Annotated in this window: 26 protein-coding genes; 15 read left to right on the forward strand and 11 right to left on the reverse strand. The window is 64.5% G+C overall.

What is annotated here, in order from left to right; genetic code table 11:
* The first annotated feature begins 39 nt into the window (after nt 1-39).
* The 5 genes from BUB23_RS08235 (at nt 40) to BUB23_RS08255 (ending at nt 6,223) form a co-directional block, all read left to right on the forward strand.
* Entirely contained in the window at nt 40-2,379 is a 2,340-nt protein-coding gene (locus BUB23_RS08235) for a bifunctional salicylyl-CoA 5-hydroxylase/oxidoreductase (protein WP_073102599.1), read from the forward strand.
* Nucleotides 2,376-3,164, forward strand: a complete 789-nt coding sequence (locus BUB23_RS08240; protein WP_073102600.1) for an SDR family NAD(P)-dependent oxidoreductase — start codon at nt 2,376-2,378, stop codon at nt 3,162-3,164. Before BUB23_RS08235 ends, BUB23_RS08240 begins: the two co-directional genes overlap by 4 nt.
* A 21-nt stretch (nt 3,165-3,185) precedes the next feature.
* Nucleotides 3,186-4,037: an enoyl-CoA hydratase family protein gene (locus BUB23_RS08245; protein WP_073102601.1), complete on the forward strand. Its 852-nt coding sequence runs from the start codon at nt 3,186-3,188 to the stop codon at nt 4,035-4,037.
* Nucleotides 4,038-4,100: 63 nt separating this feature from the next.
* Nucleotides 4,101-5,765, forward strand: coding sequence for an AMP-binding protein (locus BUB23_RS08250; RefSeq protein ID WP_073102602.1), 1,665 nt, complete (start codon nt 4,101-4,103; stop codon nt 5,763-5,765).
* Nucleotides 5,762-6,223 carry a RidA family protein gene (locus BUB23_RS08255; protein WP_073102603.1) on the forward strand — a complete coding sequence of 154 codons (462 nt, stop codon included), beginning with the start codon at nt 5,762-5,764 and terminating at the stop codon, nt 6,221-6,223. Before BUB23_RS08250 ends, BUB23_RS08255 begins: the two co-directional genes overlap by 4 nt.
* 13 nt (nt 6,224-6,236) lie before the next feature.
* Here BUB23_RS08255 and hemL read toward each other — a convergent pair whose 3' ends face one another.
* The 3 genes from hemL to thiD form a co-directional block, all read right to left on the reverse strand.
* Nucleotides 6,237-7,514 carry a glutamate-1-semialdehyde 2,1-aminomutase gene (gene hemL, locus BUB23_RS08260; protein ID WP_073102604.1) on the reverse strand — a complete coding sequence of 426 codons (1,278 nt, stop codon included), beginning with the start codon at nt 7,512-7,514 and terminating at the stop codon, nt 6,237-6,239.
* Nucleotides 7,515-7,592: 78 nt separating this feature from the next.
* Nucleotides 7,593-8,243 carry a thiamine phosphate synthase gene (thiE, locus tag BUB23_RS08265; RefSeq protein WP_073102605.1) on the reverse strand — a complete coding sequence of 217 codons (651 nt, stop codon included), beginning with the start codon at nt 8,241-8,243 and terminating at the stop codon, nt 7,593-7,595.
* A complete protein-coding gene (gene thiD / locus BUB23_RS08270) occupies nt 8,240-9,040 on the reverse strand; it encodes a bifunctional hydroxymethylpyrimidine kinase/phosphomethylpyrimidine kinase (RefSeq protein ID WP_073102606.1) in 801 nt (266 codons plus the stop codon). Before thiD ends, thiE begins: the two co-directional genes overlap by 4 nt.
* 143 nt (nt 9,041-9,183) lie before the next feature.
* On the opposite strand from thiD, the gene BUB23_RS08275 reads away from it, so the two are divergent.
* Genes BUB23_RS08275 through BUB23_RS08290 form a run of 4 tightly spaced genes read left to right on the forward strand, consistent with a single transcriptional unit; the run spans nt 9,184 to nt 11,173 of the window.
* Nucleotides 9,184-9,348, forward strand: a complete 165-nt coding sequence (locus BUB23_RS08275; protein ID WP_073102607.1) for a rubredoxin — start codon at nt 9,184-9,186, stop codon at nt 9,346-9,348.
* A gap of 42 nt (nt 9,349-9,390) precedes the next feature.
* Nucleotides 9,391-9,984: a YqgE/AlgH family protein gene (locus BUB23_RS08280; RefSeq protein WP_073102608.1), complete on the forward strand. Its 594-nt coding sequence runs from the start codon at nt 9,391-9,393 to the stop codon at nt 9,982-9,984.
* A complete protein-coding gene (gene ruvX, locus BUB23_RS08285) occupies nt 9,977-10,381 on the forward strand; it encodes a Holliday junction resolvase RuvX (protein ID WP_073102609.1) in 405 nt (134 codons plus the stop codon). Before BUB23_RS08280 ends, ruvX begins: the two co-directional genes overlap by 8 nt.
* Before the next feature lie 30 nt (nt 10,382-10,411).
* On the forward strand, nt 10,412-11,173 hold the full coding sequence (locus BUB23_RS08290) for a lysophospholipid acyltransferase family protein (RefSeq protein WP_073102610.1): 762 nt from the start codon (nt 10,412-10,414) through the stop codon (nt 11,171-11,173).
* 42 nt (nt 11,174-11,215) lie between these two features.
* On the opposite strand, the gene BUB23_RS08295 is transcribed toward BUB23_RS08290, so the two are convergent.
* The 8 genes from BUB23_RS08295 to mpl all read right to left on the reverse strand — a co-directional run bounded on the left by BUB23_RS08295 (nt 11,216) and on the right by mpl (nt 19,707).
* The gene (locus BUB23_RS08295) at nt 11,216-12,052 is read right to left on the reverse strand and encodes a symmetrical bis(5'-nucleosyl)-tetraphosphatase (protein ID WP_073102611.1); all 837 of its coding nucleotides are present in this window, start codon (nt 12,050-12,052) and stop codon (nt 11,216-11,218) included.
* Nucleotides 12,049-13,227 carry an LPS export ABC transporter permease LptG gene (gene lptG, locus BUB23_RS08300; protein ID WP_073102612.1) on the reverse strand — a complete coding sequence of 393 codons (1,179 nt, stop codon included), beginning with the start codon at nt 13,225-13,227 and terminating at the stop codon, nt 12,049-12,051. The genes BUB23_RS08295 and lptG overlap by 4 nt, the downstream gene beginning before the upstream one ends.
* 80 nt (nt 13,228-13,307) lie before the next feature.
* Complete coding sequence (gene mtgA / locus BUB23_RS08305) at nt 13,308-14,030, reverse strand: monofunctional biosynthetic peptidoglycan transglycosylase (RefSeq protein ID WP_073102613.1); 723 nt, start codon at nt 14,028-14,030, stop codon at nt 13,308-13,310.
* Between the two features lie 3 nt (nt 14,031-14,033).
* Entirely contained in the window at nt 14,034-14,888 is an 855-nt protein-coding gene (gene aroE / locus BUB23_RS08310; protein WP_245801202.1) for a shikimate dehydrogenase, read from the reverse strand.
* A complete protein-coding gene (locus BUB23_RS08315) occupies nt 14,885-15,766 on the reverse strand; it encodes an energy transducer TonB (protein ID WP_073102615.1) in 882 nt (293 codons plus the stop codon). Before BUB23_RS08315 ends, aroE begins: the two co-directional genes overlap by 4 nt.
* Before the next feature lie 25 nt (nt 15,767-15,791).
* Nucleotides 15,792-17,678 (reverse strand): ribonuclease catalytic domain-containing protein, encoded by a 1,887-nt coding sequence (locus BUB23_RS08320; RefSeq protein ID WP_073102616.1) that lies wholly within the window; start codon nt 17,676-17,678, stop codon nt 15,792-15,794.
* A 61-nt stretch (nt 17,679-17,739) separates the two neighbouring features.
* A complete protein-coding gene (locus tag BUB23_RS08325) occupies nt 17,740-18,333 on the reverse strand; it encodes a YqiA/YcfP family alpha/beta fold hydrolase (protein ID WP_073102617.1) in 594 nt (197 codons plus the stop codon).
* A gap of 9 nt (nt 18,334-18,342) precedes the next feature.
* Nucleotides 18,343-19,707 carry a UDP-N-acetylmuramate:L-alanyl-gamma-D-glutamyl-meso-diaminopimelate ligase gene (gene mpl / locus BUB23_RS08330; protein WP_073102618.1) on the reverse strand — a complete coding sequence of 455 codons (1,365 nt, stop codon included), beginning with the start codon at nt 19,705-19,707 and terminating at the stop codon, nt 18,343-18,345.
* 116 nt (nt 19,708-19,823) lie between these two features.
* Here mpl and BUB23_RS08335 point away from each other — a divergent pair, with 116 nt between their 5' ends.
* The 6 genes from BUB23_RS08335 (at nt 19,824) to BUB23_RS08360 (ending at nt 25,072) form a co-directional block, all read left to right on the forward strand.
* Nucleotides 19,824-20,333, forward strand: a complete 510-nt coding sequence (locus BUB23_RS08335; RefSeq protein WP_073102619.1) for a TlpA family protein disulfide reductase — start codon at nt 19,824-19,826, stop codon at nt 20,331-20,333.
* Between the two features lie 179 nt (nt 20,334-20,512).
* Complete coding sequence (aroQ, locus tag BUB23_RS08340; RefSeq protein ID WP_073102620.1) at nt 20,513-20,947, forward strand: type II 3-dehydroquinate dehydratase; 435 nt, start codon at nt 20,513-20,515, stop codon at nt 20,945-20,947.
* An 85-nt stretch (nt 20,948-21,032) separates the two neighbouring features.
* Complete coding sequence (gene accB / locus BUB23_RS08345; protein ID WP_073102621.1) at nt 21,033-21,464, forward strand: acetyl-CoA carboxylase biotin carboxyl carrier protein; 432 nt, start codon at nt 21,033-21,035, stop codon at nt 21,462-21,464.
* 3 nt (nt 21,465-21,467) lie between these two features.
* Nucleotides 21,468-22,814, forward strand: coding sequence for an acetyl-CoA carboxylase biotin carboxylase subunit (accC, locus tag BUB23_RS08350; RefSeq protein WP_073102622.1), 1,347 nt, complete (start codon nt 21,468-21,470; stop codon nt 22,812-22,814).
* A 62-nt stretch (nt 22,815-22,876) separates the two neighbouring features.
* Nucleotides 22,877-23,809, forward strand: a complete 933-nt coding sequence (gene prmA / locus BUB23_RS08355; protein WP_073102623.1) for a 50S ribosomal protein L11 methyltransferase — start codon at nt 22,877-22,879, stop codon at nt 23,807-23,809.
* A 24-nt stretch (nt 23,810-23,833) separates the two neighbouring features.
* The gene (locus BUB23_RS08360) at nt 23,834-25,072 is read left to right on the forward strand and encodes a zinc-ribbon and DUF3426 domain-containing protein (protein WP_073102624.1); all 1,239 of its coding nucleotides are present in this window, start codon (nt 23,834-23,836) and stop codon (nt 25,070-25,072) included.
* Nucleotides 25,073-25,077: the final 5 nt, after the last annotated feature.

A 25,077-nucleotide genomic window follows, 5' to 3' on the forward strand; every position in this document is an offset into this window, starting at 1 on the left:
CCGCGCATCCCGTCGCCAACCAGTATCCGGAGCCAGACCATGAAAATCGCGTGCATAGGGGGAGGACCGGCGGGCCTGTATTTTGGCTTGCTCATGAAGCTGGCCGACGCCGGGCACGAGGTCACGGTCATAGAGCGCAACCGCCCTTATGACACCTTCGGCTGGGGCGTGGTGTTTTCCGATGCGACCCTGGAAAATCTGAAAGCGGCCGACCCGGTTTCCGCGCGCCAGATAGGCGCGGCCTTCAATCATTGGGATGACGTCGAGATCCACTACAAGGGCCGCAGCATACGCAGCGGCGGCCATGGCTTCATCGGCATCGGGCGCAAGAAGCTGCTCAATATCCTGCAGGCGCGCTGCGAGGAACTGGGCGTGAACCTGGTGTTCGAGACAGACGTCGGGGACGACCAGGCCGTGGCGCAAAAGTACGGCGCCGATCTGGTGGTCGCCGCCGACGGCCTGAACAGCCGGGTCCGCGCGCGCTATGCCGCCACCTACCGCCCCGATATCGACACCCGCCAGTGCCGCTTCGTATGGCTGGGCACGCGCCAGACTTTCGATGCCTTCACCTTTGCCTTTGTGCAAACCGCCCATGGCTGGTTCCAGGCGCATGCCTACCAGTACGAGCCCGGCATGTCGACCTTCATCGTCGAAACGCTGGACGAAACCTGGAAGGCGGCCGGCCTGGACGCGATGAGCCAGGAAGACGGCATCGCCTATTGCGAGCAATTGTTCGCTCCCTGGCTGGATGGCAATGCCTTGATTTCCAATGCCGGCCATTTGCGCGGCTCGGCCATCTGGATCCGCTTCCCGCGGGTTATCTGCGACACCTGGGTGCACGGGCAAACGCTGCCCGATGGGCGCCAGGTGCCTGTCGTCCTGATGGGCGACGCCGCCCACACGGCGCACTTTTCCGTAGGCTCGGGCACCAAGCTGGCGCTGGAAGACGCCATCGAGCTGAACCGCTCCATCCTCGCTCACGGCGACGATTTGCCTGGCGCCTTGCGCCATTACCAGCAGGTGCGCAGCGTCGAGGTGCTGAAAATCCAGAATGCGGCGCGCAACTCCACCGAGTGGTTCGAAAACGTGGCGCGCTACGCCAATTTCGAGCCCGAGCAATTCGCCTATTCATTGCTGACGCGTTCGCAGCGCATTTCCCATGAAAACCTGCGGCTGCGCGATCCGGCGTGGCTGGAAGGCTATGAGCGCTGGATGGCCGGCAGGGCCGGGGCGCCGGCCACGGCGGCGCACCCGCCGCCGCCCATGCTCACGCCCTACCAGGCGCGCGGCATAACCCTGAAGAATCGCATCGTGGTTTCGCCCATGGCCATGTATTCCAGCGTCGACGGCGTGCCCGGCGATTTCCATCTGGTGCACCTGGGCGGGCGGGCCATGGGCGGCGCGGGCCTGGTCATGGTCGAGATGACCTGTGTTTCGCCCGAAGCGCGCATCACGCCGGGCTGCCCGGGGCTGTGGAACGAGCGGCAGATGCTGGCCTTCAAGCGTATTGTCGATTTCGTCCATGGCAACAGCGATGCCAGGATAGGTATCCAGCTGGGGCACGCGGGGCGCAAGGGGTCGACCCGCGTCAGCTGGGAGGGCAGCGATCTTCCCCTCCCGGAAGGCAATTGGCCGCTGTTGTCGGCGTCGGCGCTGCCGTATATCGAGGGCGTGTCCCAAGTGCCGCGGGCCATGACGCCGGCGCAAATGCAATGCGTGCGCGACGAATTCGCGGCCGCCGCGGCGCGCGCCGCGCAGGCCGGCTTTGATTGGCTGGAGCTGCATTGCGCCCATGGCTATCTGCTGTCCAGCTTTATCTCGCCGCTGACCAACCAGCGCGGCGACGAGTACGGCGGTTCGCTGGAGAATCGGCTGCGCTATCCGCTGGAGGTCTTTGCCGCGGTGCGGGCCGCGTGGCCGGGCGGCCTGCCCATGTCGGTGCGCATCTCGGCGCATGACTGGGTGGAAGGCGGGATAAGCGCCGACGACGCCGTTGCCATCGCCCGTTGTTTCAAGGCCGCCGGCGCCGATATGATGGACTGCTCGTCGGGCCAGGTCAGCAAGGCGGAGCAGCCGGTTTATGGCCGCATGTATCAAACGCCATTCTCCGACCGGGTGCGCAATGAAGCGCAGATCGCCACCATAGCGGTGGGCGCGATTTTCGAGGCCGACCACGTCAACAGCATTATCGCGTCGGGCCGGGCCGATTTGTGCGCCCTGGCGCGCCCGCATCTTGCGGATGCCGCCTGGACGCTGCGCGAGTCGGCGCGCATAGGCGCGACCGATGTCTGCTGGCCCAGGCAATATTTCCCGGCCAAGCGCCAGCTGGAAACCAATTTTGAACGAGCGGCCGCCTATGCGCGGCCGATAGGCAAATGAATACCAGTCAGATTCTGTCCGGCCGGCATGCGCTGGTGACCGGGGGCTCGCGCGGAATAGGCTTTGCGGTCGCCCAGCGCCTGCTTGGCATGGGCGCGCGCGTGACGCTGCTGGGCCGCGGCGCCGATGCCCTGGAACAGGCGGTGGACCAGCTTGCCGGCGGCGGCGAGGCCGCTTTCGCGAGCGGCGATATCTCCAGGCAGGACGATGTCCGCGGCGCCTTCGCGCAAGCCAGGGCGTGTTTCGGCCCGGTCGACATCCTGGTGAACAATGCCGGGCAGGCGGCGAGCGAGCGCTTCGACCGGCTGGAGGAAGCCGCCTGGCAGCAGATGATCGCGGTCAACCTGACCGGCACGTTTCATTGCATGCAGGCCGCCCTGCCCGATATGCTTGAACGCCGCTGGGGCCGCATCGTCAACGTGGCGAGCACGGCGGGCCTGGTCGGCTATGCCTATGTCAGCGCCTATTGCGCGGCCAAGCACGGGGTGATAGGCCTGACCCGGGCGCTGGCGCTGGAAACCGCCAGGAAGGGGATCACAGTGAATGCCGTGTGCCCGGGCTATACGGAAACCGGCATCGCGCGGGAAGCCGTCGCCAATATCACACAAAAAACCGGCATGTCCGCCGCGCAGGCCGAGGCCAAGCTGGCCGAGCGCAATCCCCAGGGCCGCCTGATCCAGCCCGGCGAAGTCGCCGACGCGGTGGCATGGCTGTGCCTGCCGGGCGCCGCGGCCATCAGCGGCCAGGCGATTCCGGTCGACGGCGGCGAAGTCATGGCGGGCTAGGCCGCCACAAGGAGAACACCAATGGAAGAAGTGCTACATACCATGGCGCGCCACAAGCGCCCCTATGCGGACTACCAGGCCAGCAATTTCCTGTGGGAGGCGCCGGGCGATGGCAAGGTGGCAACCCTTGTCCTGAACCGGCCGCAGCGCAAGAATCCGCTGACTTTCGATTCTTATGCCGAGCTGCGCGACCTGTTCCGCGGCCTGGTGTACGCCACGGACGTCAAGGCGGTGGTCGTGGCTGGCGCGGGCGGGAACTTCTGCTCGGGCGGCGACGTGCATGAAATCATCGGGCCGCTGACCCGCATGACGATGCCCGAGCTATTGGATTTCACCCGCATGACCGGCGATCTGGTCAAGGCCATGCGCGCCTGCCCCCAGCCTGTCGTGGCGGCGGTCGACGGCATTTGCGCGGGCGCCGGCGCCATGATCGCCCTGGCCTCCGATATGCGCATAGGCACGCCGCAGGCCCGCACGGCTTTTCTGTTCACGCGGGTCGGCCTGGCCGGCGCCGATATGGGCGCCTGCACCTTGCTGCCGCGCATGATAGGCCAGGGGCGGGCCTCGGAGTTGCTGTATACGGGCCGCGCCATGACGGCGGACGAAGGGCTGGGCTGGGGCTTCTTCAATAGCCTGCAGCCTTCGGATGCGGTGCTGCAAGCCGCGCAAAGACTGGCCCGGCAACTGGCCGACGGCCCCACTTTCGCGCATGGGGTCACCAAGAAATTGCTGCACCAGGAATGGAATATGGGTGTCGACGAGGCGATCGAAGCCGAAGCCCAGGCGCAAGCGGTCTGCATGCAGACCCGCGACTTCCGCCGCGCCTACGATGCCTTCGTGGCCAAGCAGAACCCCGTTTTCGAAGGGGATTGAATGGCCCCTGCAAGCATGCAGCGATGTCAGCCGCCAAGCGCCGCAACGAGACAGGAAACGACAATGGAAAAATCCGCCCATATCGATACATTCGCGCGCGATCATCTTCCGCCGCTGGAACAGTGGCCGGAGCTGCTGCTGCAGGGCAATCCCGATGTCGCCTATCCCGCGCGCCTGAATTGCGCGGCCGCCCTGGTGGACGACCGCGTCAGCCAGGGCCTGGGCGAGCGGATCGCCCTGCACTGGCGCGACGCCTCGGGCAAGCGCAGCATGAGCTATCGCGAGCTGCTGGGGCTGGTCAACCGGATAGCCCATGTGCTGGTGCAGGACATGGGCCTGCTGCCCGGCAACAGGGTGCTGCTGCGCGGGCCCAATAATGTCATGATGGCGGCCTCGTGGCTGGCCGCCGTCAAGGCCGGCCTGGTGACCGTGCCCACCATGCCCTTGCTGCGCGCCTTCGAGCTCAAGCAGATTATCGACAAGGCCAGGATACAGGCCGTCCTGTGCGACCGGCGGCTTGCCCTGGAGATCGAGCATTGCCTGGATGCCGGGCATGCCAGCTTTTGTCCGGACCTCGCGAAAGTGCGCTATTTCCATGACGATGGCCCCGCAAGCGTCGATACCCTGGCGGCCGCCAAGCCCGACGATTTCCCGGCCTGCGACACGGCGATCGACGACGTGTGCCTCATCGCCTTTACCAGCGGCACCACCGGCAAGCCCAAGGGCTGCATGCATTTCCACCGCGATGTGCTGGCCATGTGCGACACGTTTTCGCGCCACACCCTGAAGATGACAGCCGGCGACATCGTCTGCGGCACCCCGCCCCTGGCGTTCACCTTCGGCCTGGGCGGCTTGCTGTGCTTTCCCTTGCGGGTGGGGGCCGCCGCGGTGCTCGCCGAAAAGCTGACGCCCGACGAACTGCTGGCGACCATACAGGATTTCGGCGCGACCATGAGCTTCACCGCGCCGACTTTCTATCGCCAGATGGCGGGCCTGGCCGGCAAGTACGATCTTTCCTCGCTCAGGAGTTCGGTGTCGGCCGGCGAAGCCTTGCCCGATGCCACGCGGCAATTGTGGAAAAAGTCCACCGCCATCGAAATGACGGACGGCATAGGCGGCACGGAAATGATACATGTATATGTATCCAGCTCCGGCGACCAGGTGCGCCGCGGCGCCATCGGCAAGGCCGTTCCGGGATATGTGGCGCGGGTGGTGGATGAGAATTTCCAGCCGGTCGCCGCGGGCGTGGCGGGCCGCCTGGCGGTCAAGGGCCCGACGGGATGCCGCTATCTCGACGACGAGCGCCAGCTGATGTTCGTGCAGCAGGGCTGGAATCTTCCCGGCGATACCTTCGTCATGGACGAGGACGGGTATTTGTATTATCAGGCGCGCAATGACGACATGATAGTTTCGGCCGGCTACAACATCGCGGGCCCCGAAGTGGAGGGCGCTTTGCTGTTGCACGAAGCCGTGGCCGAATGCGGCGTGGTCGGGCAGCCCGACGCCGAGCGCGGCTGCATCGTCAAGGCGTTTGTCGTGCTCAAGCCGGGATACGCCGCCGATGCCGCCATGGCCAGGACCTTGCAGGAACACGTCAAGGCGGCCATCGCGCCCTATAAATATCCGCGCGCCGTCGAATTCACCGACGACCTGCCGCGCACCGAAACCGGAAAACTACAGCGCTTCGTATTGCGCGAAAAAGCAAGTGAACAGGGGAAATGGGAATGATTACATTGCAGCCGCCGACATGGTTGGAGCCGCGCGGTTATGCGAACGGCATCATGACGGAAATGGCCGTGGGCAGCCGGCTGGTGTTCGTGGGCGGGCAGGTGGGCTGGAACGGGCAGCAGCAGTTCGAGACCGACGACTTCGCCGAGCAGGTGGGACAGGCGCTGCGCAATATCGTGGCGATACTCAAGGAAGGCGGCGCCGGCCCCGAACACATCACGCGGATGACCTGGTATGTATGCGACAAGAAGGAGTATGTCGCGGCCTTGCGCGATGTGGGGCAGCATTACCGGGAAATCATGGGGCGCCATTTCCCGGCGATGACGGCCGTGGAAGTGGCCGACCTGGTCGAGGACCGCGCGCGCGTGGAGATCGAGGTCACGGCCGTGGTGCCCGCGGCGGCGCCGGGGAGCGGGGGCATACTTCCCGGCCCGGATCAGCCCGCGCGGCGGGCGTAATCCGGCGCCGGCGCTACAGCTTGGCGAACACTTCCTCGGCGATGTCCAGGGTGGTCTGGACCACGCCGTCGTCGTGGGCCGACGAAATGAAGCCGGCTTCGAAGGCCGAGGGCGCGAAATACACGCCTTTGATCAGCATGCCGTGGAAGAATCTCTTGAACATTTCGGTGTCGCAGTCCGACACTTCGCTGAAAGTGGTCGGCACGGTTTCCCGGAAATAGAGGCCGAACATGCCGCCCACGTGATCGGCGCACATGGCGACGCCGGCCGCTTTGGCGCGTTCGGCCAGGCCGTCGGCGAGTTTTTTGGATTGCGCGGACAGGCGCTCGTAGAAGCCGGGCTCGGCCAGCAATTTGAGCGTGGCCAGTCCGGCGGCCACGGCCACCGGGTTGCCCGAAAGCGTACCCGCCTGGTACACATTGCCTATGGGGGCGATATGCTCCATGATGTCGGCGCGGCCGCCGAAGGCGCCGACCGGCATGCCGCCGCCGATGACTTTGGCCAAGGTGGTGATGTCCGGCGTGACGCCTGTCAGGCCCTGCACGCCTTGCGGCCCGGCGCGAAAGCCGGTCATGACTTCATCGAAAATGAGCAGGGCGCCATATTGGGTGCACAGGGAGCGCAGGCCCTCGAGAAAGCCAGGCAGGGGCTTGATGAGATTCATGTTGCCGGCGATGGGCTCGACGATGATACAGGCGATTTCAGGGCCGTACTGCTTGAAGGCCTCTTCGACGGCGTCGAGCCTGTTGTAGTCGAGCACGAGGGTGTGCCTGATGAATTCGGGGGGGACGCCTGCGGAGGTGGGGTTGCCGAAGGTGAGCATGCCCGAGCCGGCCTTGACGAGCAGGCTGTCGGCGTGGCCGTGATAGCAGCCTTCGAACTTGATGATCTTCGACCTGCCGGTGACGCCGCGGGCCAGGCGGATGGCGGTCATGGTGGCTTCGGTGCCTGAACTGACCAGCCTGACTTTTTCGATGGAGGGCAGGCGCGCGGCTATGGCTTCGGCGATTTCGATTTCGGCTTCGGTGGGGGCGCCAAACGACAGGCCGTCGACAGCGGCTTCCTGGACGGCGCGCACGACCTCGGGATGGGCATGGCCGAGTATGGCCGGGCCCCAGGATCCGACGTAGTCGATGTATCGGACGTCGTCGGCGTCCCACATATAAGGCCCTTGGGCACGCGTGATAAATCGCGGCGATCCGCCGACCGAGCGAAATGCCCTGACGGGCGAGTTGACGCCGCCGGGTATGGTTTGGCAGGCGCGGTCGAATAGTGCTGTGTTGCGAGACATGGCGTTCAGACTCAATGCAGGAGTAATGGGAGGTTCAGGCCGATAGCATAACAGGGGGGCCGGGAAACCCATCCCGCATCAGCGGAACAGCGCCGCGAACCTTGCCGCCGCATCCTGGATATCGTCGCTTTCGAACAGCCCGCTGATCACGGCAATGCTGTCGGCGCCGGCGTGCACGACCGGCCCCGCATTGTCCGCGGTAATCCCGCCTATCGCCACCACCGCCGCCCGCGGCCGCGTGCGGCTGCTCTCCACCAGCATCCGGCCCTGCTCGACATCCTCCAGCGTCGCCCGGACCGCGCCGGGCTTGACGCTCGACGGGTACATCGCCCCGAAAGCAACATAATCCACGTCCGCCTTGAGCGCCTGCGCCGCCAGGCCCGGCTGGTTATAGCAGGAGCAGCCGATAATCTTGTCCGAGCCCAGCGCCAGGCGCGCCTGCGCCACGCTGCCGTCCTCCCGCCCCAGATGCACGCCATCGGCATCCACCAGCGCGGCCAGCCGCCAATCGTCGTTCACGATAAACAGCAGCCCCAGCTTGCGGCAGCGTTCAGCCACCCGGCGCACCTGCGCCAGGCCCGCTTCCGCCGTGGCCGTCTTGCGGCGCCACTGCAGCGCCACCATGCCGCCGCTAGCCGCGGCGCTGATCGCTTCCAGCAGCCTGTCGGTGTCGTCCCATTCGGGCGTAACTCCGTACAGCCCCTTGGGGAATCGTAAAGAAGTGTTCATGGTGTGGACCGGTTGATCAAGCGATGACCCATGCCCGGCTGAAACGAGCGCGAGCCCAGTGTTGCCAAAAGCGACAGCGCGGTCTCGACAGCCTGCTGGACGCCCAGCCCGCGCGCCAATTGCGCCGTGATGGCACAGGCCAGCGGGCCGTCCGCGTCATTCAGGCGTGAGGGCGGCGCTTGCCACGCCCAGTTGGCGGTTTGATTGTCCTGCCCCTGCAGCAGGTAGCTGCCGTGGCCGGGGCGCAATGGCGCTCCGCTGGTCAGCACCCACTTGGCTCCATACTGCAGCAGCGCCTGGGCCGGCGTGCCGGCGTCCGCGCCGGTGAACACACCCTGCGACTGCCATTGTTCCAGAAGGTGGTGATCCGCCACCACAATGTCGGTTTGCGGCAACAGTAATTCGAAGAGAGCCAATTGCACGTCTTCGGTATCGATGTCGGCGATCAGCGACTCGTCGGGCAGGCGTCCAAGGTGCAGCACCAGCGGGACATGAGTGTAATCGGCCGCGATCTGGGCGAGCACGCTTACCGATTCCGTTGTATAAAGTGGGCCGACCTTGATGGCCTGGACAGTCATGTCTTCCAGCAGACAGCGGGCCTGGTCGTCGATCAGCTCGGGCGCGATCGGCTGGACGTCTTCCGTGCTGGCAGTGTCTTGCACCAGAATAGCGGTCAATGTGCTCAGCGCGTGGCAGCCCATCGCCGCACAGGTAACCGCATCGGCAGGCAGGCTACTCGATCCGCTAGGGTCGAAAGGGCCGAAAATAAGCACTAGTGGTGGGATTGATGCTTGCACAGCGTCGATAATCGCATAAGGTTCGCAGCGCCTCTGGCTAATATCCGGGGTGCCGCTATTGGGTTTAGTAACATTAGCCCCATTCTAATAGAAGCATTCGGACTTCGCGGGTTTTGAATGAAATTTTCAGTGAGTAATAAAATATGCGTACATGGATGTGTTTGATTTGCGGTTGGATCTATGATGAAGAGGCCGGCCTTCCCGAAGAAGGCATTGCGCCGGGCACGCTATGGGAAGATGTCCCTCCTAACTGGGTCTGCCCGGAATGCGGGGCGCGCAAGGAAGATTTCGAACTGATCGAGGTTTAGCCTATTGAGCAGTGTTTGCACTTTGACCCAGGAGGGCGAGTCATGGTTTCAACAGTCAATCGGACCGACGCGGCATCCAGCGCCGACTTGTCCCAGCAGCTTTTGGTGGCCATGCCGGGCAAGGTCTCCGGCAACTTGGCCAATACCGTCATTTACGTATGTGAACATACCGAGCATGGCGCCTTGGGGCTGGTCATCAACAGGCCTACCGATATCACCGTGGGCGACCTCCTCAAGCGCATCGATCTGGACTTGTCGCTCGAAATCGGGCCCGTGCAGAACGCCCCGGTGTTTTTCGGCGGTCCGGTGCAGACCGACCGCGGCTTCGTGCTGCACGCGCCGGCGGGTGGCTACAGTTCCAGCATCCAGTTGGGCGACGTGGCATTGACCACCTCGCGCGACGTGCTGCAGGACGTCGCGCACGGCCGCGGCCCGGCCATGCTGCTGATCACGCTGGGTTACGCCGGCTGGGGCGCGGGCCAGCTGGAAAGCGAGATGTCGCAGAACGCCTGGCTCAATGTGGCGGCCAACACCGATATCCTGTTCAACACGCCTTCCGAGAACCGCTACGAGGCCGCCCTGGCCCAATTGGGAATTGATCCGCTCATGTTGGCGGGCGACGCGGGCCATGCCTGAAGAAACCCTGTTGGCCTTCGACTACGGCACGAAGAAGATCGGCGTCGCCATAGGCAATACGCTCACGCGGCTGGCGCGTCCGCTCGAAATCCTGACGCCGGTGACGCGCGAACAGCGTTTCGCGGCCATAGCGCGGCTGCTGGACGACTGGCAGCCCGACCGGGTCGTGGTAGGGCTGCCGCTGACCGCCAGCGGCGGCGTCCAGTACGCCACCTTGCGCTGCCGCCGCTTTGCCAATCAGCTGCACGGCCGTTTCGGGCTGTTGGTGGAACTCGTCGACGAGCGCGGTTCCAGCGTGGAAGCCCAGGAATTGCTGGGCTCGAACGCCCCCGACGACGCCGTGGCCGCCGCCGTAGTCCTGCAGCGCTATCTCGATGCGCTCGATCCGCCGCTGTAAGCGCCCGCCAAATCCCATCAAGAGAATAATTTGAGCGCTGTATTGTTTTTGTCGCGGGCCGTCTTTGTTGCCCTCTGGATCCTGCTGGGTCTGCTGCTGGTTTCGGTGTTCTTTCCTTTTCTTGCCCTGCCGGGCCGCAGCGCCGTGAATTATCGCTGGTCCCGCGCCCTGCTGTTCCTGTGCGGCGTGAAGGTGACGGTCCGCGGCGAGCCCAGGCTGCGAGGCCCCGCCCTATGGGTGTCCAACCACGTTTCCTGGCTCGATATCTTCGTGCTCAACAGCGTCAGGCCGGCGTCTTTCATCGCCAAGAGCGAGATACGCTATTGGCCTGTCCTGGGCTGGCTGGTGGCCGGCTCCGGCACCGTGTTCATTGAACGCGGCCATCGCCATGCGGTGCGCCGGGTCGGCCACGAGATGAAAGCGCGTTTCGCGCAGGGCGAAGTCGTCGGCCTGTTTCCCGAGGGCACGACCTCGCCGGGCCTGGATGTCGCCCCTTTCCATTCCAGCCTGTTCGACGCGGCGATCCGCGCGCATGTCGATATTCAGCCCGTGGCCCTGCTTTTTTTCCATCGCGGCCGGCGCAGCGATTACATCGCTTTCGTGGGCAAGCAGAATCTGCTGCAGAATCTCTGGCGCCTGCTGGGCGCCACAGGGGTGGCCGTGGAACTTGAATTCCTGCCGGCCATGGCCAGCGCGCAATGCGAGGAGCAGGGCCGCAGCAAGGTCGCCGCTCACGCCCATCACCTGATACGCCAGGCGGTCGCGCGCCGGCATGGCGTAAGGCCTTCTTAGAAGCCTGCGGCTGGCCTGCGCCGCCATCTGTTCAGGGCGCGCCTAGCTGCCTTGCGGGTTCCGGTACTGCTGGCAGGAAATCTGGACCAGCTTGTGGTCCTGCAGGCGCATGGCCGTCAGCTGTCTGCCCCATACGCAGCCCGAGTCCAGGCAAATGGCGTCGGGCCGTATCATCAGGCCCAGCGTCGACCAGTGGCCGAATACGACGGTATCGTCCCTGATGGCCCGGTTGGGCACATCGAACCATGGCATCAGCTGGCCGTTGTTGATCGGGGCGCCTTTGAATGAAAACTCCATATGCCCGTGGCTGTCGCACATGCGCATCCGTGTCAGGGCGTTGATGATGACCCGCAGCCGTTTGCCGCCTTCGAACTCATCTTTCCAGTACACGGGCTCGTTGCCGTACATTTTCTGCAGCATGGCTTTCCAGTCGGGCCCGCGCAACGCGGCTTCCACTTCCGCGGCCAGCTCCAGCGTCTTTTCGACATCCCATTTGGCCAGTACGCCGGCGTGGACCAGCAAGTGGCGCTGCTCATAATGCGCCAGGGGGCAGTGGCGCAGCCAATCGATCATTTCCTGGGCGTCGGGCGCATTCAGGATGTCGTCCAGGGTGTCGGATTTTCCGGCTTTGCGGACACCGGCGGCCACCGCCAGCAAATGAAGGTCGTGGTTGCCCAGCACCGAGATGGCCCGGTCGCCAAGCGCCATGACGGCTTTCAGCGTAGCCAGCGAGTCGGGCCCGCGATTGACGAGGTCGCCCGCGAACCAGAGTTGGGCGTCGGGGTCGGACTGGATGTCGGGGTGCGCCAGCAGTTCGCGCAAGGGCTCATAACAGCCTTGCAAGTCGCCTATCATCCAGATTCCGGGCTTGGATTTCATGCTGCCGATTTACTCCATGGCCAACGCGTTTGGTTGAAACGCCGTACATTGTGCTGGTTTTCCATCAGGATCAGGGCCCCCAGGGCCAGCGCCAGGGCGCCCAGGTTGGGGACCAGGGCCGTGACCCATGGCGCCCATTTGCTCAGCATGCCCACATTCAGCGCCAGTTGGTTGAGCATGAAGAACCCGACCCCCAGCAATATCCCGATGAAAACCTTGCTGCCGACGCCGCCGCGGCGCGTCTGCATGAAGCCGATGGGCGCCGCAATGGTGATCATGACGAGCAGGGTGAAGGGGTAGGCCATTTTGCGCCATAGCGCCACGATCTGCCGGTCGGTTTGCAGTTGATTGCTTTTCAGGTAGTCGATGTAGTCCAGCAAGTCGAGGATGGACATGCGTTCGGGAGTCAGGACGCGCGCGATCAGCCTTTCGGGCGTGAGGCTGGTTCGAAGCACCCGGCTGGGCAGGGTCTGGATCCGGGTCAGCGGGGCGTCCGGCTTTTTTGCATTGGCCAGCGCGGAGACCGAGCTGGCATCGATCAGCGTCTGGGTGACCTGGCGCAGCACCAGGGTGCCATTGGTGAAATGGCCTTGCTCCGCCTGAGAAAAGGCGGCAAGCTGCTGCCCCTTGTGGAATTCATACAGCGTGACGCCCGCCACGTCGCCGCTGGACTTGAGCTGGGCAATATTGATGATGCGCGTGCCATCGGCGTCATCGGACTCCTTGAACCAGTAGCCGCTGTTGAGCCGGCCGCCGCCGGCCCGCCCCAGCAGCGTCAGGCTGGCCTCGCTGGATTTGATTTCCGCCGCGGGCGTGATGATTTCCGACAGCAGGAAAGCGCCCACGACCAGCGGGATGGTCACGATCCACAGCATGGTCAACAGCTTCATGCCGCTGACGCCCGACACGCGCAGGATGACCAGCTCATTGCGCTGTGCCAGGCCGGCCAGGGCCAGGATGGCGCCGATCAGCAGCCCTATGGGCAGCAAGTCGTACAGGCGCGTGGGCATGGCCAGCGCCTGCATATAAAACAGATTGAGCAGCGTGAATTTGCTGCCCACATTGTCCAGGTCTTCGATCAGCGCGAAAAACGTGAACAGCCCGATCAGCGCCAGAAGGACTACGGCGCTGGAGCGATAGATTTCGCTGGCGAGATAACGGCGGGCGGTGCGCATGAAATTGCTTGATGCCTGAAACGAGTAAGTAGCTGACGAAAGCAGAAGCTTAACATTTGCGGGCGCCCGTCAGGGCGGCTTTAGTCCGGGATTTCCACCAGGCGCATGCGTTTCTGTATGGTGCCGGTGCGCGAACGCAGGTAGGAGGTATTGCGATGGGCGTCGTAATAGGCCGGATTGGGCAGCATGGCGGCCAATTGCGCGGCCTGGTATGCGCTCAGGTTCGCGGCGTTCGCGCCGTAGTAGTGGCGCGCGGCTGCCTCGGCGCCGAACACATCGCTGCCCCACTGGGCGACGTTCAGGTACAGCTCCAGGATGCGCTGCTTGCTCATCACGAACTCGATCATGTAGGCGAGCACCAATTCCTGCCCCTTGCGCCAGTAGCTGCGCGACCCCGACAAGAACAGGTTCTTGGCCAGTTGCTGGGTGATCGTCGAGCCCCCGCGGATCCGGCTTTTGCCGCCATCGGCCTGCCGCTGGTTGTATTCCCAGGCCTTGCGTATGGCGTCCCATTCGACGCCCTCGTGGCCGGTAAAGTTGGCGTCTTCCGAAGCGATGACGGCGCGCTTGAGCGAACTGCTGATGTTCTTGTAGGGCACCCATTGGTATTTCAGGGCGGCCTTGGGGTTGGCCACCCTCAGCTCATTGAGGGTGGCGTCCATGAAAGCGCTGCTGCCGGGGTTGCGCACGCTGAACCAGAGCACCATGACGAACAGGCCGAACTGATACAGCAGGAGGGCCGCGAAGCCGATCAGCAGGGCGGCGCCCGCCACTTTTACCTTGTTTATTTTCTTGGCAGCCATGGGCTAAGTATAAAGAAGCTGCTGGCGCAAGGCATGCAGCACCGGCTCCATGTCGGGGCTGACGCCGTGCCAGATGGCGAAGCTGGCCGCCGCCTGGCCCACCAGCATGCCCAGCCCGTCGGCCGTCTGCCGGGCTCCCTGCCGCCGGGCCTGCTCCATGAAGGGAGTGGGCCGGGGCGCATACACCATGTCGTAGGCCAGCGCGCCGGGGCCGTAAAGGCCGGCGGGCAGATCGGGCGGCGTCTGCCCAAGGCTGCTGGACGTGGCGTTGATGACTATGTCCCATGGGCCGCCGGCTTCGGCCAGGGAGCCGGCCGACAGGCTGGCCGCCAGCCGCGGCATATGGCCGGCTACCTGCTGGCGCAGTTGCTGCGCCCGCTGCGCCGTGCGATTGACGATATGCAGCCGTGCGCAGCCGGCGTCGAGCAAGGGGAAGGCCACGCCCCGGGCGGCGCCGCCGGCGCCCACCAGCAATATATTCTTGCCGGCGGGCGCATGGCTCAGGCGCCGCAGGTCGTGCAGCAGGCCGACGCCGTCGGTATTGCAGCCATGCAGCCGGCCCTGCTCCATCCACAGGGTATTGACGGCGCCGGCCAGCCTGGCGCGCTCGCTCAGATGCGCTTGCGCCAGCGCAAAGGCTTCTTCCTTGAATGGCACCGTCACGTTCAGGCCGTGGCCGCCTTGCGCGAAAAAATCCGCCACCGCGCCCGCAAAGCCGTCCAGCGGCGCCTTGATCTTGTCATAGCGCAGGGCCAGCCCGGTTTGCCGGCCGAACTGTTCGTGTATGAAAGGCGAGCGGCTATGCTCGACAGGATTGCCGATGACGGCGTAGCGTTTGGGCGGAGTGGCGCTGGTCACGGCGTGGTGGTTTCCAGTTGCTGGTTCATGAAGTTCCATGTCCGCGTAATCGCGAACACATCGGTGTTTTTCGCCAGGGCCGGCGGCAGCGGCGCGAACGGCGCGGCCAGGTGGACGATGCGCATGGCGGCCAGATTCAATATGGCGTGCTCCGAGGGGCGGTCGATCTCGACGCGCTCCAATGCGCCGTCCTTGCGTATGTACACGGTCAGTTGCAAGCTGCCGTACACTTTGCCGCGCGCTTCCTCGGGGTAGTGCTCGGTGCCCACCAATTCGATCTTCTGGCGCCAGGCCTCGACATATTCGGCATAGTCCACGGCTTTGGTGCTCGGGCCCGAGAACTGTCGCCGGGGCTGGGCGTTGTAGCGCGCTATGCGTTCCTTCAGCGCGCTGATCTGCGCATTGAGCACCAGGCTTTCCTGCTCGCTGGCATCGCTGCCGGGTTCGCGCGATTCCTCGAAAAGATCGGGCTGCTTGCGTTCGGGAAGCACTTTCTGCCGCGCCATCAATTGGGTGTAAAGACGCAGTTGCTCGGCTTCCAGTTCTTCCTGGCGCTTGCGCAGGGCGGCCAGCACCACTTCATCGGGCGATTCGGCCGCCGTGCGCGGCAGGGGCGAGCTGGCCTGCCCCGATTCCGCCTGCCCGCCGCCGTTGAGCTGTTCCTGGGCGAGCATTTTCGGGTTCATGGGCGCCGCCGCGCTGCGCGCATTGACCAGGGTGACTTCAAGCATGCTGACCTGGGCCCTGGGCGCGGCGGGGCCGGAAAAATGCAGCGCCAGGACGGCGGCGTGTATCGCCAGCGACAATACCATCGCTATGCGCAAATAGTCGTTGCGGGGAGCGCGCACCCGTAGCAGCAGGGCGGAAAGCATGGACATGTCGGGCCCGGAGGGAAGAAAAGGATCAGGCTATTGCAGTTTCGCGCAGTCGGCAATCCAGCTCAAGGGCTAATTCATCGAATCCCAGTATATCCAGGGTGACGATCCGGCCGCGTTCAAGTTCCGGCAGGCCCTGGATGCGGGTTACCAGTGGCGCGCAGTCCAGGCGCACGAGGTCTTCGCGCAAGACGCTGGCCTTGACGGTGCGCAAGCCCTGCTGCTGCAGCCAGCGCAGGCACCAGTAGCGTTCCATGGCGGATTGATAGTCGCTCCATACCATGTATTGCGATTCGAAGGCGCCGATGATCGCGAACAGATCGGCATCCTTGGGCTTGAATGGCGCCACCAGGCGAGCCGATACGCCGTGTTCGACCGTGGCCAGCAACTGCCATTGGTTGACCAGGTCGACATAGCGGCGCAAGGGCGAAGTGCACCAGGCATATTGGGGCACGCCTATGGCTTCGTGCGGCAGGGCGTGGGTGGACATGCGCACCCGCCCTGTCTGCTGCGAGCGGTAGATGCCCGGCACGCCATGCTGCGCCAGCAGCCCGCCCCAAATATTATTGGTCAGTATCATGTATTCGGCCACCAGCCTGTCCAGCGGCGCGTTGCGCCGGCGCGGCACCAGTTGCACCGGCGTATCGGGGTCGTCGTAGGGGCCGTCCAGCACGAAGGAATACTCGACCCGGTTGTTGTTTTCGGATTTGCCGCGCACCTGGTCGCGCTGCGCCGACAGATGCTGGGCGAAGGACCATAACGGCCGCAGCCATTCGGCGTAGGGCAGGTCGGATTGCGGATCGGCCAGGGCCTCTTCGGTAATCAGTTCGTCCAGCAGGTTGTGGCGCAGGTTTTCGCGCACTTGCACGCGCTCTATCCTGGTTTCCGATGAAATCAGTTCGCCGCTGGCCAGGTTCGCGGTGACGTACAGCGACAGCGCCGGCTTGGGTATGCCGGCATCCAGCGAAAACGCCGTGATCAGCTCGCCGGGCAGCATGGGAATCTTCAGGCCGGGAATATAGACGGTCGACATGCGCGCGCGGGCCAGCTTGTCGAATTCGCTGCCGCGCGTCACGGCCAGCCCCGGGGCGGCAATGTGTATGCCGATGCGGACGATGCCGCCGCCCAACTGGGTGACCGACAGGGCGTCGTCCACTTCTATCGTGCTGCTGTCGTCCACGGAATAGGCAATGACGTCGGCCAAAGGCAGATCGGCGCCGAAGCCGCCCAATTGCACCGGAGCGAACTGCGTGCCCCTGGGGAAGTTCGTCGCCATGAAGCGGTGCTGGTGCAGGGCCAGGGCATGCGGCCAGGCGCCGAGCTGGAGCAGCAGTTTTTCGGGGGTGGTGCGCAGTTGCTCGACGGCCGCTTCGAACGCTTTCCATTGCAGGGTGTTCTTGTCGGGGCGGGTAAGAAAGGTGCTGGCGACTTGCGCGATTTCTTCCGGAAGCTCGCCCGCGACCATTTTGCCGGTCCATTCCTGCTGCTGGTCGGCCTGCTTGCGCTTCTTTTCGATGGCGGCCAGGGCAGCCGCCAGAATGTCGGGCGGAGCGGGCCGGTAGCGGCCCTTGCCGCGCCTGTGGAAATAGGCGGGCGCGCTGTTGAGCGCAAAAATCAGCCCGGCCTTCTCGACCGCGCTGGGCGCGTGCCCGAAATAATCCTGCGCGAATGCGGCGGCATCGAACTCTTCCTGGGGCGCGCATTCCCACAGGAAATCGATTTCGAGCGTCCCCGCAAGGGCGTGCGCCTGCTCGAGCATGGCGGCCGGGGCGGGCTGCTCGAAGCTGAACAGGACGCTGGCGTTCTTTATCTTGCTGCGCTTGCCGGATTCGGACTCGACCTGCATGGTGGAGTCGCTTTGCGAAAAAATCTTTTCCGCCTTGAAATTGCCGCTGTCTTCGTAAAGAACGTACATAATTTTCCGTCGGGACACGCGCCAGGCGTGTCGGTTTGTGTGAGGTATTCAGGGGCCGTCCCTAGCCGGCTTCGAGCGCGAACGCCAGGACTTCGGGCAGCCATTGCTCAAAGCCGGACAAGCCATGGTCGCCGCCTTCCAGGATATGGCCGCGGCTGCCGGCGAACCAGTCGGCCATTTCCCGCCAGTCGAGCACTTCGTCGCCCTTGGCCGCAAGCAGATAATAACGCTCGGGCCGGGCCGGCCTTCCTACAGCCATTTCAGCCAGTTCATCGACATACTCGGGTAAAAAAATGAATGGATCGTTCGAATGATACAGCGTGTGTTCGCCGACCTGCGTGGCCAGGTCGCGCGCCGCGTATACCGCCGGGTTGAGCACGACCGCCCGGCACTTCCAGTGTTCGGCCAGGCAGGTGGCGTAATAGCCGCCCAGCGAGGAGCCGACAATGGCCAGGTCGCGCTCGGGCTGCATGCCGCCGGCTTGCACGGCTTGTTCGATGAGGTGGTTGGCCAGCGCCATGGAGCGCCCCGGGCTGGCGGGCAGCTGGGGGCATACCCACTGGCTGGCCAGGCCGCGCTCTTGCATGGCCTGCGCCATGAGCGCGGCCTTGTGCGACTTGGGCGATGAACGAAAACCGTGCAGATAGAGGATCATGGCGCGCCTTCAGGGTTGTAGACGGTCCAGAAGCTTCTGGTGTATGCCCGCGAAGCTTCCATTGCTCATTACCAGGATAGAGTCTCCCGGCCTGGCCGACAAGCATATGGCATCGACCATTTTATCCATATCGTCATAGGCCGACGCGCGCCCTCCCAGGGGCGCCAGGACCACTTCCGGGTTCCACCCCAGGGCATGCTTGCCGCTGGAGGCGCCGAAGCAGAACGTCAGGTCGGCTTCCTGCAGGGCCTCGGGCAGGCGGGCCGCCATGGTGCCCAGCTTCATGGTGTTGGAGCGCGGTTCGATGACGGCAAGAATGCGCTGGCTGCCGGCCAGCTTGCGCAAGCCTTGCAAAGTGGTGGCGATGGCGGTCGGGTGGTGCGCGAAATCGTCATAAACCTTGACCTGGCCGACGGTGCCGCGCAGTTCCATGCGCCGTTTCACGCCGCCGAAGGCGCTTAGCGCCTCTATGCCGGCCGGCGCCGGGACGCCCAGGTGGTCGGCGGCGGCCAGCGCCGCCAGGGCGTTCATCCGGTTGTGCTCGCCGGTGAGCGCCCACCGTATGGCGCCCACCGGCGCGTTGTCGCGCATCACCTCGAAATCCGACGGATGCGCGCCGGGCCGCGCCTGCCACTGGCCGTCGGCGCCGAAGGTCTGCCGCGGCGTCCAGCAGCCGCGCGCCAGCACCCGCTCCAGCGGCTCGCAGCGCGCCGGGGTGATGATGCGCCCACGGGACGGTATGGTGCGCACCAGGTGATGGAATTGGGTTTCGATGGCCGCCAGGTCGGGGAAGATGTCGGCATGGTCGAATTCCAGGTTGTTCAGGATCGCCGTGCGCGGCCGGTAATGCACGAACTTGGAGCGCTTGTCGAAGAATGCCGTGTCGTATTCATCGGCTTCGATGACGAACAGCTTGCGGCCGGCCAGGTAGCGCGCCGATACTTTCAGGTCGGCGGCGATGCCGCCGATCAGGAAGTTGGGCTGCAGGCCGGCGTGTTCGAGTATCCATGCCAGCATCGAGCTGGTGGTGGTCTTGCCATGGGTGCCCGCCACCGCCAGCACATGCTGGCCTTGCAATACCTGTTCGCCCAGCCATTGCGGGCCGGAAGTGTAGGGCAGGCCCTGGTCCAGTATGGCTTCCATGAGCGGATTGCCGCGCGTAACCACATTGCCGATGATGAACAGGTCGGGCTTGAGGCCGATCTGCGCGGCGTCGAAGCCTTCTATCAGGCGGATCCCCTGCTCTTCGAGCTGGGTGCTCATGGGGGGATAGACGCCGGCGTCGCAGCCCGTGACGGTGTGGCCCGCCGCGCGCGCGATCAGCGCCAGGCCGCCCATGAATGTGCCGCAGATGCCAAGAATGTGTAAATGCATTTTTATCCTCCGGCGCTCATTGTAGTCAGTTGGGCCGCCGCGAGTGGGGGCGGGGGCGGGGGCCCGCGGCCGGTGCTATGATGGACTGGCTTACGATTTTCTCTGGACTGGACGATATGAAACGGCGAGATTTTTTACGTCAGGCGGCGCTGGCGGGCGGCGCCGCGGCCTGCGCGCTGCTGCCGCTGCGGTGGGCGCAGGCCGGCGCCTTGCCCCCCGATCCTTTTTACGCCAACGGTTTCCCGGATATCGACGGCCGCGAGGTCGAGCTCACCCGGTATCTGGGCAAGCCCCTGGTGCTGAACTTCTGGGCCACCTGGTGCGCGCCTTGCGTCAAGGAAATGCCCGACCTGGACATGCTGCATAAAAAACACGGCGGCGTGAACTTCGTCGGCCTGGCGGTCGACACCCTGGTCAATGTCGAAAAATTCGGCAAGAAAGTGCAGGTCTCATACCCCCTGCTGATTGCCGGGCACGGCGCGATCCAGTCCATGCGCGCGCTGGGCAACAAGCAGGGCGGCCTGCCCTTTACCGTGGTGTTCGACGGCCAGGGGCAAGTGGCCAGCCGGATACTCGGCCAGGTCAAGCCGGACGAGCTCGACGCCCTCCTGAACGGCATGGCCTGAGCCCGGGCCTCCCGCCAGGGCCGCCTCCCGGCGCAAGCCCGGCCTCGCTGGCCTCGCTGGCCGCGCCGGCCGCGCCGCAGGGGCCGGGGTGTTTCGGACAAGTTGTAATAGCCCGTCTTTAATGGACAAATACGCCTTTTTAGCGTAAAAAGGCGGTCTGTCTTCATAAAATATCCCCAATGGCGCAGCACATTCTTGTTTTGCATGGTCCCAACCTCAATCTGCTCGGTTCTCGCGAGCCAGAGGTCTACGGCCGGCATACTTTGGCCGACATTAATCAGCGTTTGCAGCAGTTGGCAACAGAAAATGGCGCCAGTTGTACCGCTTTCCAGACCAATCACGAGGGTGGGCTCGTTGACCGCATCCAGGCCGCCCGCGACGATCAGACCGATTTCATTCTTATCAATGCGGCGGCATATACCCACACCAGCGTGGCTGTGCGAGACGCGCTGGCCGCTGTCGGCATCCCTTTTATCGAAGTGCATTTGTCCAATGTGTACAAGCGGGAGCCATTCCGCCACCACTCTTATCTGTCCGATACGGCGCTAGGGGTCGTGGCAGGGCTGGGGCCCTTCGGATACGAAGCGGCCCTGCGCTATGCTTTGGCTAATTAGGCAGGTGCAGGGTATCCTCCTTTAACCTTTAATCATTACGTTCGCTCTGTGCGATGGCAGCAGAGTAATGTCACGGGAAGTTCGTATGGACCTAAGAAAACTGAAAACCTTGATCGACCTCGTTGCGGAGTCGGGTATAGCCGAACTCGAAATCACCGAGGGCGAGGGCAAGGTCAGAATCGTCAAATTTTCCCAGGCTGTGCAGCCCGTGGCTTATGTCCCGGAGGCCCCGCCCGCCGCGGCGCCTGTGGCGCCAGCCCCCGCCGCGCCCGCGGCTCCGGTCGGCCATACCGTGAAAGCCCCCATGGTCGGCACCTTCTACCGCGCGCCCAATCCGGGCGCCTCGCCTTTCGTCGAACTCGGCCAGTCCGTCAAAGAGGGCGAGCCGCTTTGCATCATCGAGGCGATGAAGCTTCTCAACGAAATCGAAGCCGACAAATCCGGCGTGATCAAGGAAATCCTGGTCGAGAACGGCGAGCCCGTCGAATACGGTCAACCCCTGTTTGTTATTGGCTAATTCATGTTTGAAAAAATCCTTATTGCCAATCGCGGCGAGATTGCGCTGCGCATCCAGCGGGCCTGCCGCGAGCTGGGCATTAAAACGGTGGTGGTTCATTCCGAAGCCGACCGCGACGCCAAATACGTGCGCCTGGCGGATGAATCGGTATGCATCGGTCCGGCGCCGGCGCGCGACAGCTATCTGAATATGCCGGCAATCATCTCGGCCGCCGAAGTCACCGACGCCGAGGCCATACACCCCGGCTACGGTTTCCTGGCCGAAAACGCCGACTTTGCCGAGCGCGTCGAGAAAAGCGGCTTCGTCTTCATCGGCCCGCGTCCGGAATCCATACGCCTGATGGGCGACAAGGTCAGCGCCAAGCGCGCCATGATCGAGGCCGCCGTCCCCGTGGTTCCCGGTTCCGAAGGCGCCTTGCCCGACGATCCGCAGGAGATCCACCGCATAGCCCTGGAAGTCGGCTATCCCGTCATCATCAAGGCCGCGGGCGGCGGCGGCGGCCGCGGCATGCGGGTGGTCTATACCGAAGCGGCCTTGCTGAACGCCGTCACGATGACGCGCTCCGAGGCCGGCGCGGCATTCAATAATCCCGAGGTCTATCTTGAAAAATTCCTCGAGAATCCGCGCCACATCGAAATCCAGGTCCTGGCCGACGGCGGGCGCAACGCGGTCTGGCTGGGCGAACGCGATTGCTCGATGCAGCGGCGCCACCAGAAAGTCATCGAAGAGGCCCCCGCCCCCGGCATCGCCCGCCGCCTGATCGAACGGATAGGCGAACGCTGCGCCGAGGCCTGCCGGAAAATCAATTACCGCGGCGCCGGCACCTTCGAATTCCTGTACGAAAATGGCGAATTCTTCTTTATCGAGATGAATACCCGGATACAGGTCGAACACACCGTCACCGAAATGGTCACGGGCATAGATCTCGTGCAGCAGCAGATCCTCGTCGCCGCCGGCGAGAAATTCACCTTGCGCCAGCGCGATGTGCAGATCAAGGGCCACGCCATCGAGTGCCGCATCAACGCCGAGGACCCTTTCAAGTTCACGCCCAGTCCCGGGCGCATCACCAACTGGCACACCCCCGGCGGTCCGGGCGTGCGCATGGATTCGCATGTATTCAGCGGATACACTGTGCCGCCCAATTATGATTCAATGATAGCCAAGCTGATTACTTACGGCGATACCCGCCAGCAGGCGATTGCGCGCATGGAAATCGCCTTGTCGGAAATGGTCGTCGAAGGGGTGCTGACCAACATCCCCCTGCACCGCGAGCTGATGCAGGACGCGCGCTTCGTCGAAGGCGGCACCAGCATCCACTACCTCGAGCACAAGCTGTCGCAACGCCCTTGAGCGCTCGCGGCCGCGGCTTTACGAACGGGGGCGCGGCCCCTGTTTCATTCACGGAAATGACTATGCGCGAACTCGTGCTGATTTGCCCCGAGGCGCAGGCCGAAGCGCTTTCGGACGCTTTGCTGGAAGCCGGCGTCCTGTCGGTGTCGGTGGAAGACGCCGATGGCGACACCGAGGTCGAGAATCCCCTGTTCGGCGAACCGGGCATGGAGCCGCAAGTGCAGGCCTGGAACCGCAACCGCGTCGTGGCCTTGCTGCCCGACGGGCTGGACCCGCGGCATATCCTCGAGCAGCTGCGCGTGGCGGGCATCGCCGACTACCAGGATGGCCAATGGTCATTGCGCGATGTCCCCGACGCCGATTGGGTGCGCCTGACGCAGGCCCAGTTCGGCCCGATCCAGGTCGGCAAGCGGATCTGGATCGTTCCCAGCTGGCATCGCGACGATCCCGGCGTGCCGGCCGCGGCCGATCGCCGGCTTGCGAACGCCGAGGGCGTCATACACATCGAGCTGGACCCCGGCCTGGCATTTGGAACCGGCAGCCACCCGACGACGCATTTGTGCCTGGAATGGCTGGCCGAGAACCTGCGCGGCAGGGAAACGCTGCTGGACTACGGCTGCGGTTCCGGCATCCTGGCCATTGCCGCCAGGCTGCTCGGGGCCGGCGATACCCAGGCGGTCGACATCGACGAGCAGGCAGTGCAGTCGACCCGCTACAATGCAGAGGTCAATCGGGTCCGGCTGCTTGCCATGCTGCCCGATGAACTGCCTGCGGGACAGACGCAGGTGGTCGTGGCCAATATTCTGTCCAATCCTTTGAAGGTGCTTGCCCCCATGCTGGCCCATCGTGTGTTGCCGGGAGGCCACCTGGTCCTGTCGGGGGTGCTCGAACGGCAGGCCGCGGAGGTCGCGCAGGCCTATGCCCCCTGGCTGGCCATGGACGTATGGCGCGCCCGGGAAGGATGGGTCTGTTTGCATGGCCAAAGAACGGCCTGAGGGCCAGAAGATCTTTTTACGCATATGGACTTGACCACGCGCTGCCCGCAATGTGGCACCATTTTTTCGGCTAGCCTGGAACAGCTGCAGTTGCGCAAGGGCTATATCCGCTGCATCAATTGCGCGCATATTTTCGACGGCTACGATGCCGTCGTTTCCGGCGCCGGCGATGCCGCCCGGAAGCCCGCCGGCGCGGCTGCCGCGGTTCCGGCCGCGCCGACTGCGCGGCCGGCCCCGGCTGCCCCGGCTGCCCCGGCTGCGCAGCGTCCGCCGGCTGCGCCGATCGCGGGGCGCGGCTCCGAGGCTGGCGCGGCTGCCGCGCCGGCGGCCATGCCCAGTGTGCTGCGTCAACGGCGCCCCAAGGAAGAGCCGCGATTCGCCGCGGCGCCCGCGCCTGCGTCCGCTCGTGCCGCGCCTGCCGGCCCGGCGCATCCCGCCTTCAGCATTTCAAGCGGCGATCGCAATGCCGGGCGCGCCTTGCGCCAGGATCCGGTCTTTCGCATCGACGCCGCCGCTCCTGCGACGCCGGATTCCGCCGCGGGATCGAGGCCCGAGCCCGTCATTGGAGGCGGCCGCATGGCCGTCCCGGCGCCGCCCGGCCGGCCGGACGAGCCGCACATTGCCGCTGCCCGCGCGGGCGCGCCGCCGGCTAGCGGCCCGCATGGCCCGCCGCCGCAAATCTATGTCGAAGCGCGGCCCACCGAAGGCGGCGACGGCAGGTCCGTGCCCGACTTCCTGGACGGCGAAGCGCCGCGCTATCAGGGCGTGGTGAAAATGTTCTGGGGCGCGCTGATCGCCGCGGGGCTGTTGCTGCTGCTGGCGCAACTGGCCTATGTGTACCGATCCCAGATCGCCAACCAGATCCCGGCTTTGCGGCCGGCCCTGGTTCGCGCTTGCGCATCGTTGAACTGTCAAGTGGCATATTCGCGGCATATCGACCAGATTTCCATCATGAGCTCGTCTTTGCGGGCTTCGACCGGGGCGGGCGGCGCCGCGGCTGACGCGGCCGCCGATTCGATGACGCTGCAGCTGACCATGCGCAACAACTATGGCAAGGCGCAGGAATGGCCAACGCTGGTGCTGGATCTGACGGATTTCTCCGGCACGCTGGTGGTCAGGAAGAATCTGGCGCCGGCAAGCTATTTGCCGCCCGCGGCTTTGCGGCAGCCTTTCGCCGCGTCCAGCGAAATCACCGTCGGCGTGCCGATAGTCTTGAATGGCCTGAAGGTCAATGGTTATCAACTGGGTAAATTTTTTCCATAAGGGAA

Origin of the sequence: Pollutimonas bauzanensis, from assembly GCF_900129885.1 — a bacterium.
GTDB lineage: Bacteria > Pseudomonadota > Gammaproteobacteria > Burkholderiales > Burkholderiaceae_B > Pollutimonas > Pollutimonas bauzanensis.

Coding starts and splice junctions, on each gene's coding strand:
- BUB23_RS08235 (WP_073102599.1), top strand. CDS start 40: ATGAAAATCGCGTGCATAGGGGGAGGACCGGCGGGCCTGTATTTTGGC.
- BUB23_RS08240 (WP_073102600.1), top strand. CDS start 2,376: ATGAATACCAGTCAGATTCTGTCCGGCCGGCATGCGCTGGTGACCGGG.
- BUB23_RS08245 (WP_073102601.1), top strand. CDS start 3,186: ATGGAAGAAGTGCTACATACCATGGCGCGCCACAAGCGCCCCTATGCG.
- BUB23_RS08250 (WP_073102602.1), top strand. CDS start 4,101: ATGGAAAAATCCGCCCATATCGATACATTCGCGCGCGATCATCTTCCG.
- BUB23_RS08255 (WP_073102603.1), top strand. CDS start 5,762: ATGATTACATTGCAGCCGCCGACATGGTTGGAGCCGCGCGGTTATGCG.
- hemL (WP_073102604.1), bottom strand. CDS start 7,514: ATGTCTCGCAACACAGCACTATTCGACCGCGCCTGCCAAACCATACCC.
- thiE (WP_073102605.1), bottom strand. CDS start 8,243: ATGAACACTTCTTTACGATTCCCCAAGGGGCTGTACGGAGTTACGCCC.
- BUB23_RS08275 (WP_073102607.1), top strand. CDS start 9,184: ATGCGTACATGGATGTGTTTGATTTGCGGTTGGATCTATGATGAAGAG.
- BUB23_RS08280 (WP_073102608.1), top strand. CDS start 9,391: ATGGTTTCAACAGTCAATCGGACCGACGCGGCATCCAGCGCCGACTTG.
- ruvX (WP_073102609.1), top strand. CDS start 9,977: ATGCCTGAAGAAACCCTGTTGGCCTTCGACTACGGCACGAAGAAGATC.
- BUB23_RS08295 (WP_073102611.1), bottom strand. CDS start 12,052: ATGAAATCCAAGCCCGGAATCTGGATGATAGGCGACTTGCAAGGCTGT.
- lptG (WP_073102612.1), bottom strand. CDS start 13,227: ATGCGCACCGCCCGCCGTTATCTCGCCAGCGAAATCTATCGCTCCAGC.
- mtgA (WP_073102613.1), bottom strand. CDS start 14,030: ATGGCTGCCAAGAAAATAAACAAGGTAAAAGTGGCGGGCGCCGCCCTG.
- BUB23_RS08315 (WP_073102615.1), bottom strand. CDS start 15,766: ATGTCCATGCTTTCCGCCCTGCTGCTACGGGTGCGCGCTCCCCGCAAC.
- BUB23_RS08320 (WP_073102616.1), bottom strand. CDS start 17,678: ATGTACGTTCTTTACGAAGACAGCGGCAATTTCAAGGCGGAAAAGATT.
- BUB23_RS08325 (WP_073102617.1), bottom strand. CDS start 18,333: ATGATCCTCTATCTGCACGGTTTTCGTTCATCGCCCAAGTCGCACAAG.
- mpl (WP_073102618.1), bottom strand. CDS start 19,707: ATGCATTTACACATTCTTGGCATCTGCGGCACATTCATGGGCGGCCTG.
- BUB23_RS08335 (WP_073102619.1), top strand. CDS start 19,824: ATGAAACGGCGAGATTTTTTACGTCAGGCGGCGCTGGCGGGCGGCGCC.
- aroQ (WP_073102620.1), top strand. CDS start 20,513: ATGGCGCAGCACATTCTTGTTTTGCATGGTCCCAACCTCAATCTGCTC.
- accB (WP_073102621.1), top strand. CDS start 21,033: ATGGACCTAAGAAAACTGAAAACCTTGATCGACCTCGTTGCGGAGTCG.
- accC (WP_073102622.1), top strand. CDS start 21,468: ATGTTTGAAAAAATCCTTATTGCCAATCGCGGCGAGATTGCGCTGCGC.
- prmA (WP_073102623.1), top strand. CDS start 22,877: ATGCGCGAACTCGTGCTGATTTGCCCCGAGGCGCAGGCCGAAGCGCTT.
- BUB23_RS08360 (WP_073102624.1), top strand. CDS start 23,834: ATGGACTTGACCACGCGCTGCCCGCAATGTGGCACCATTTTTTCGGCT.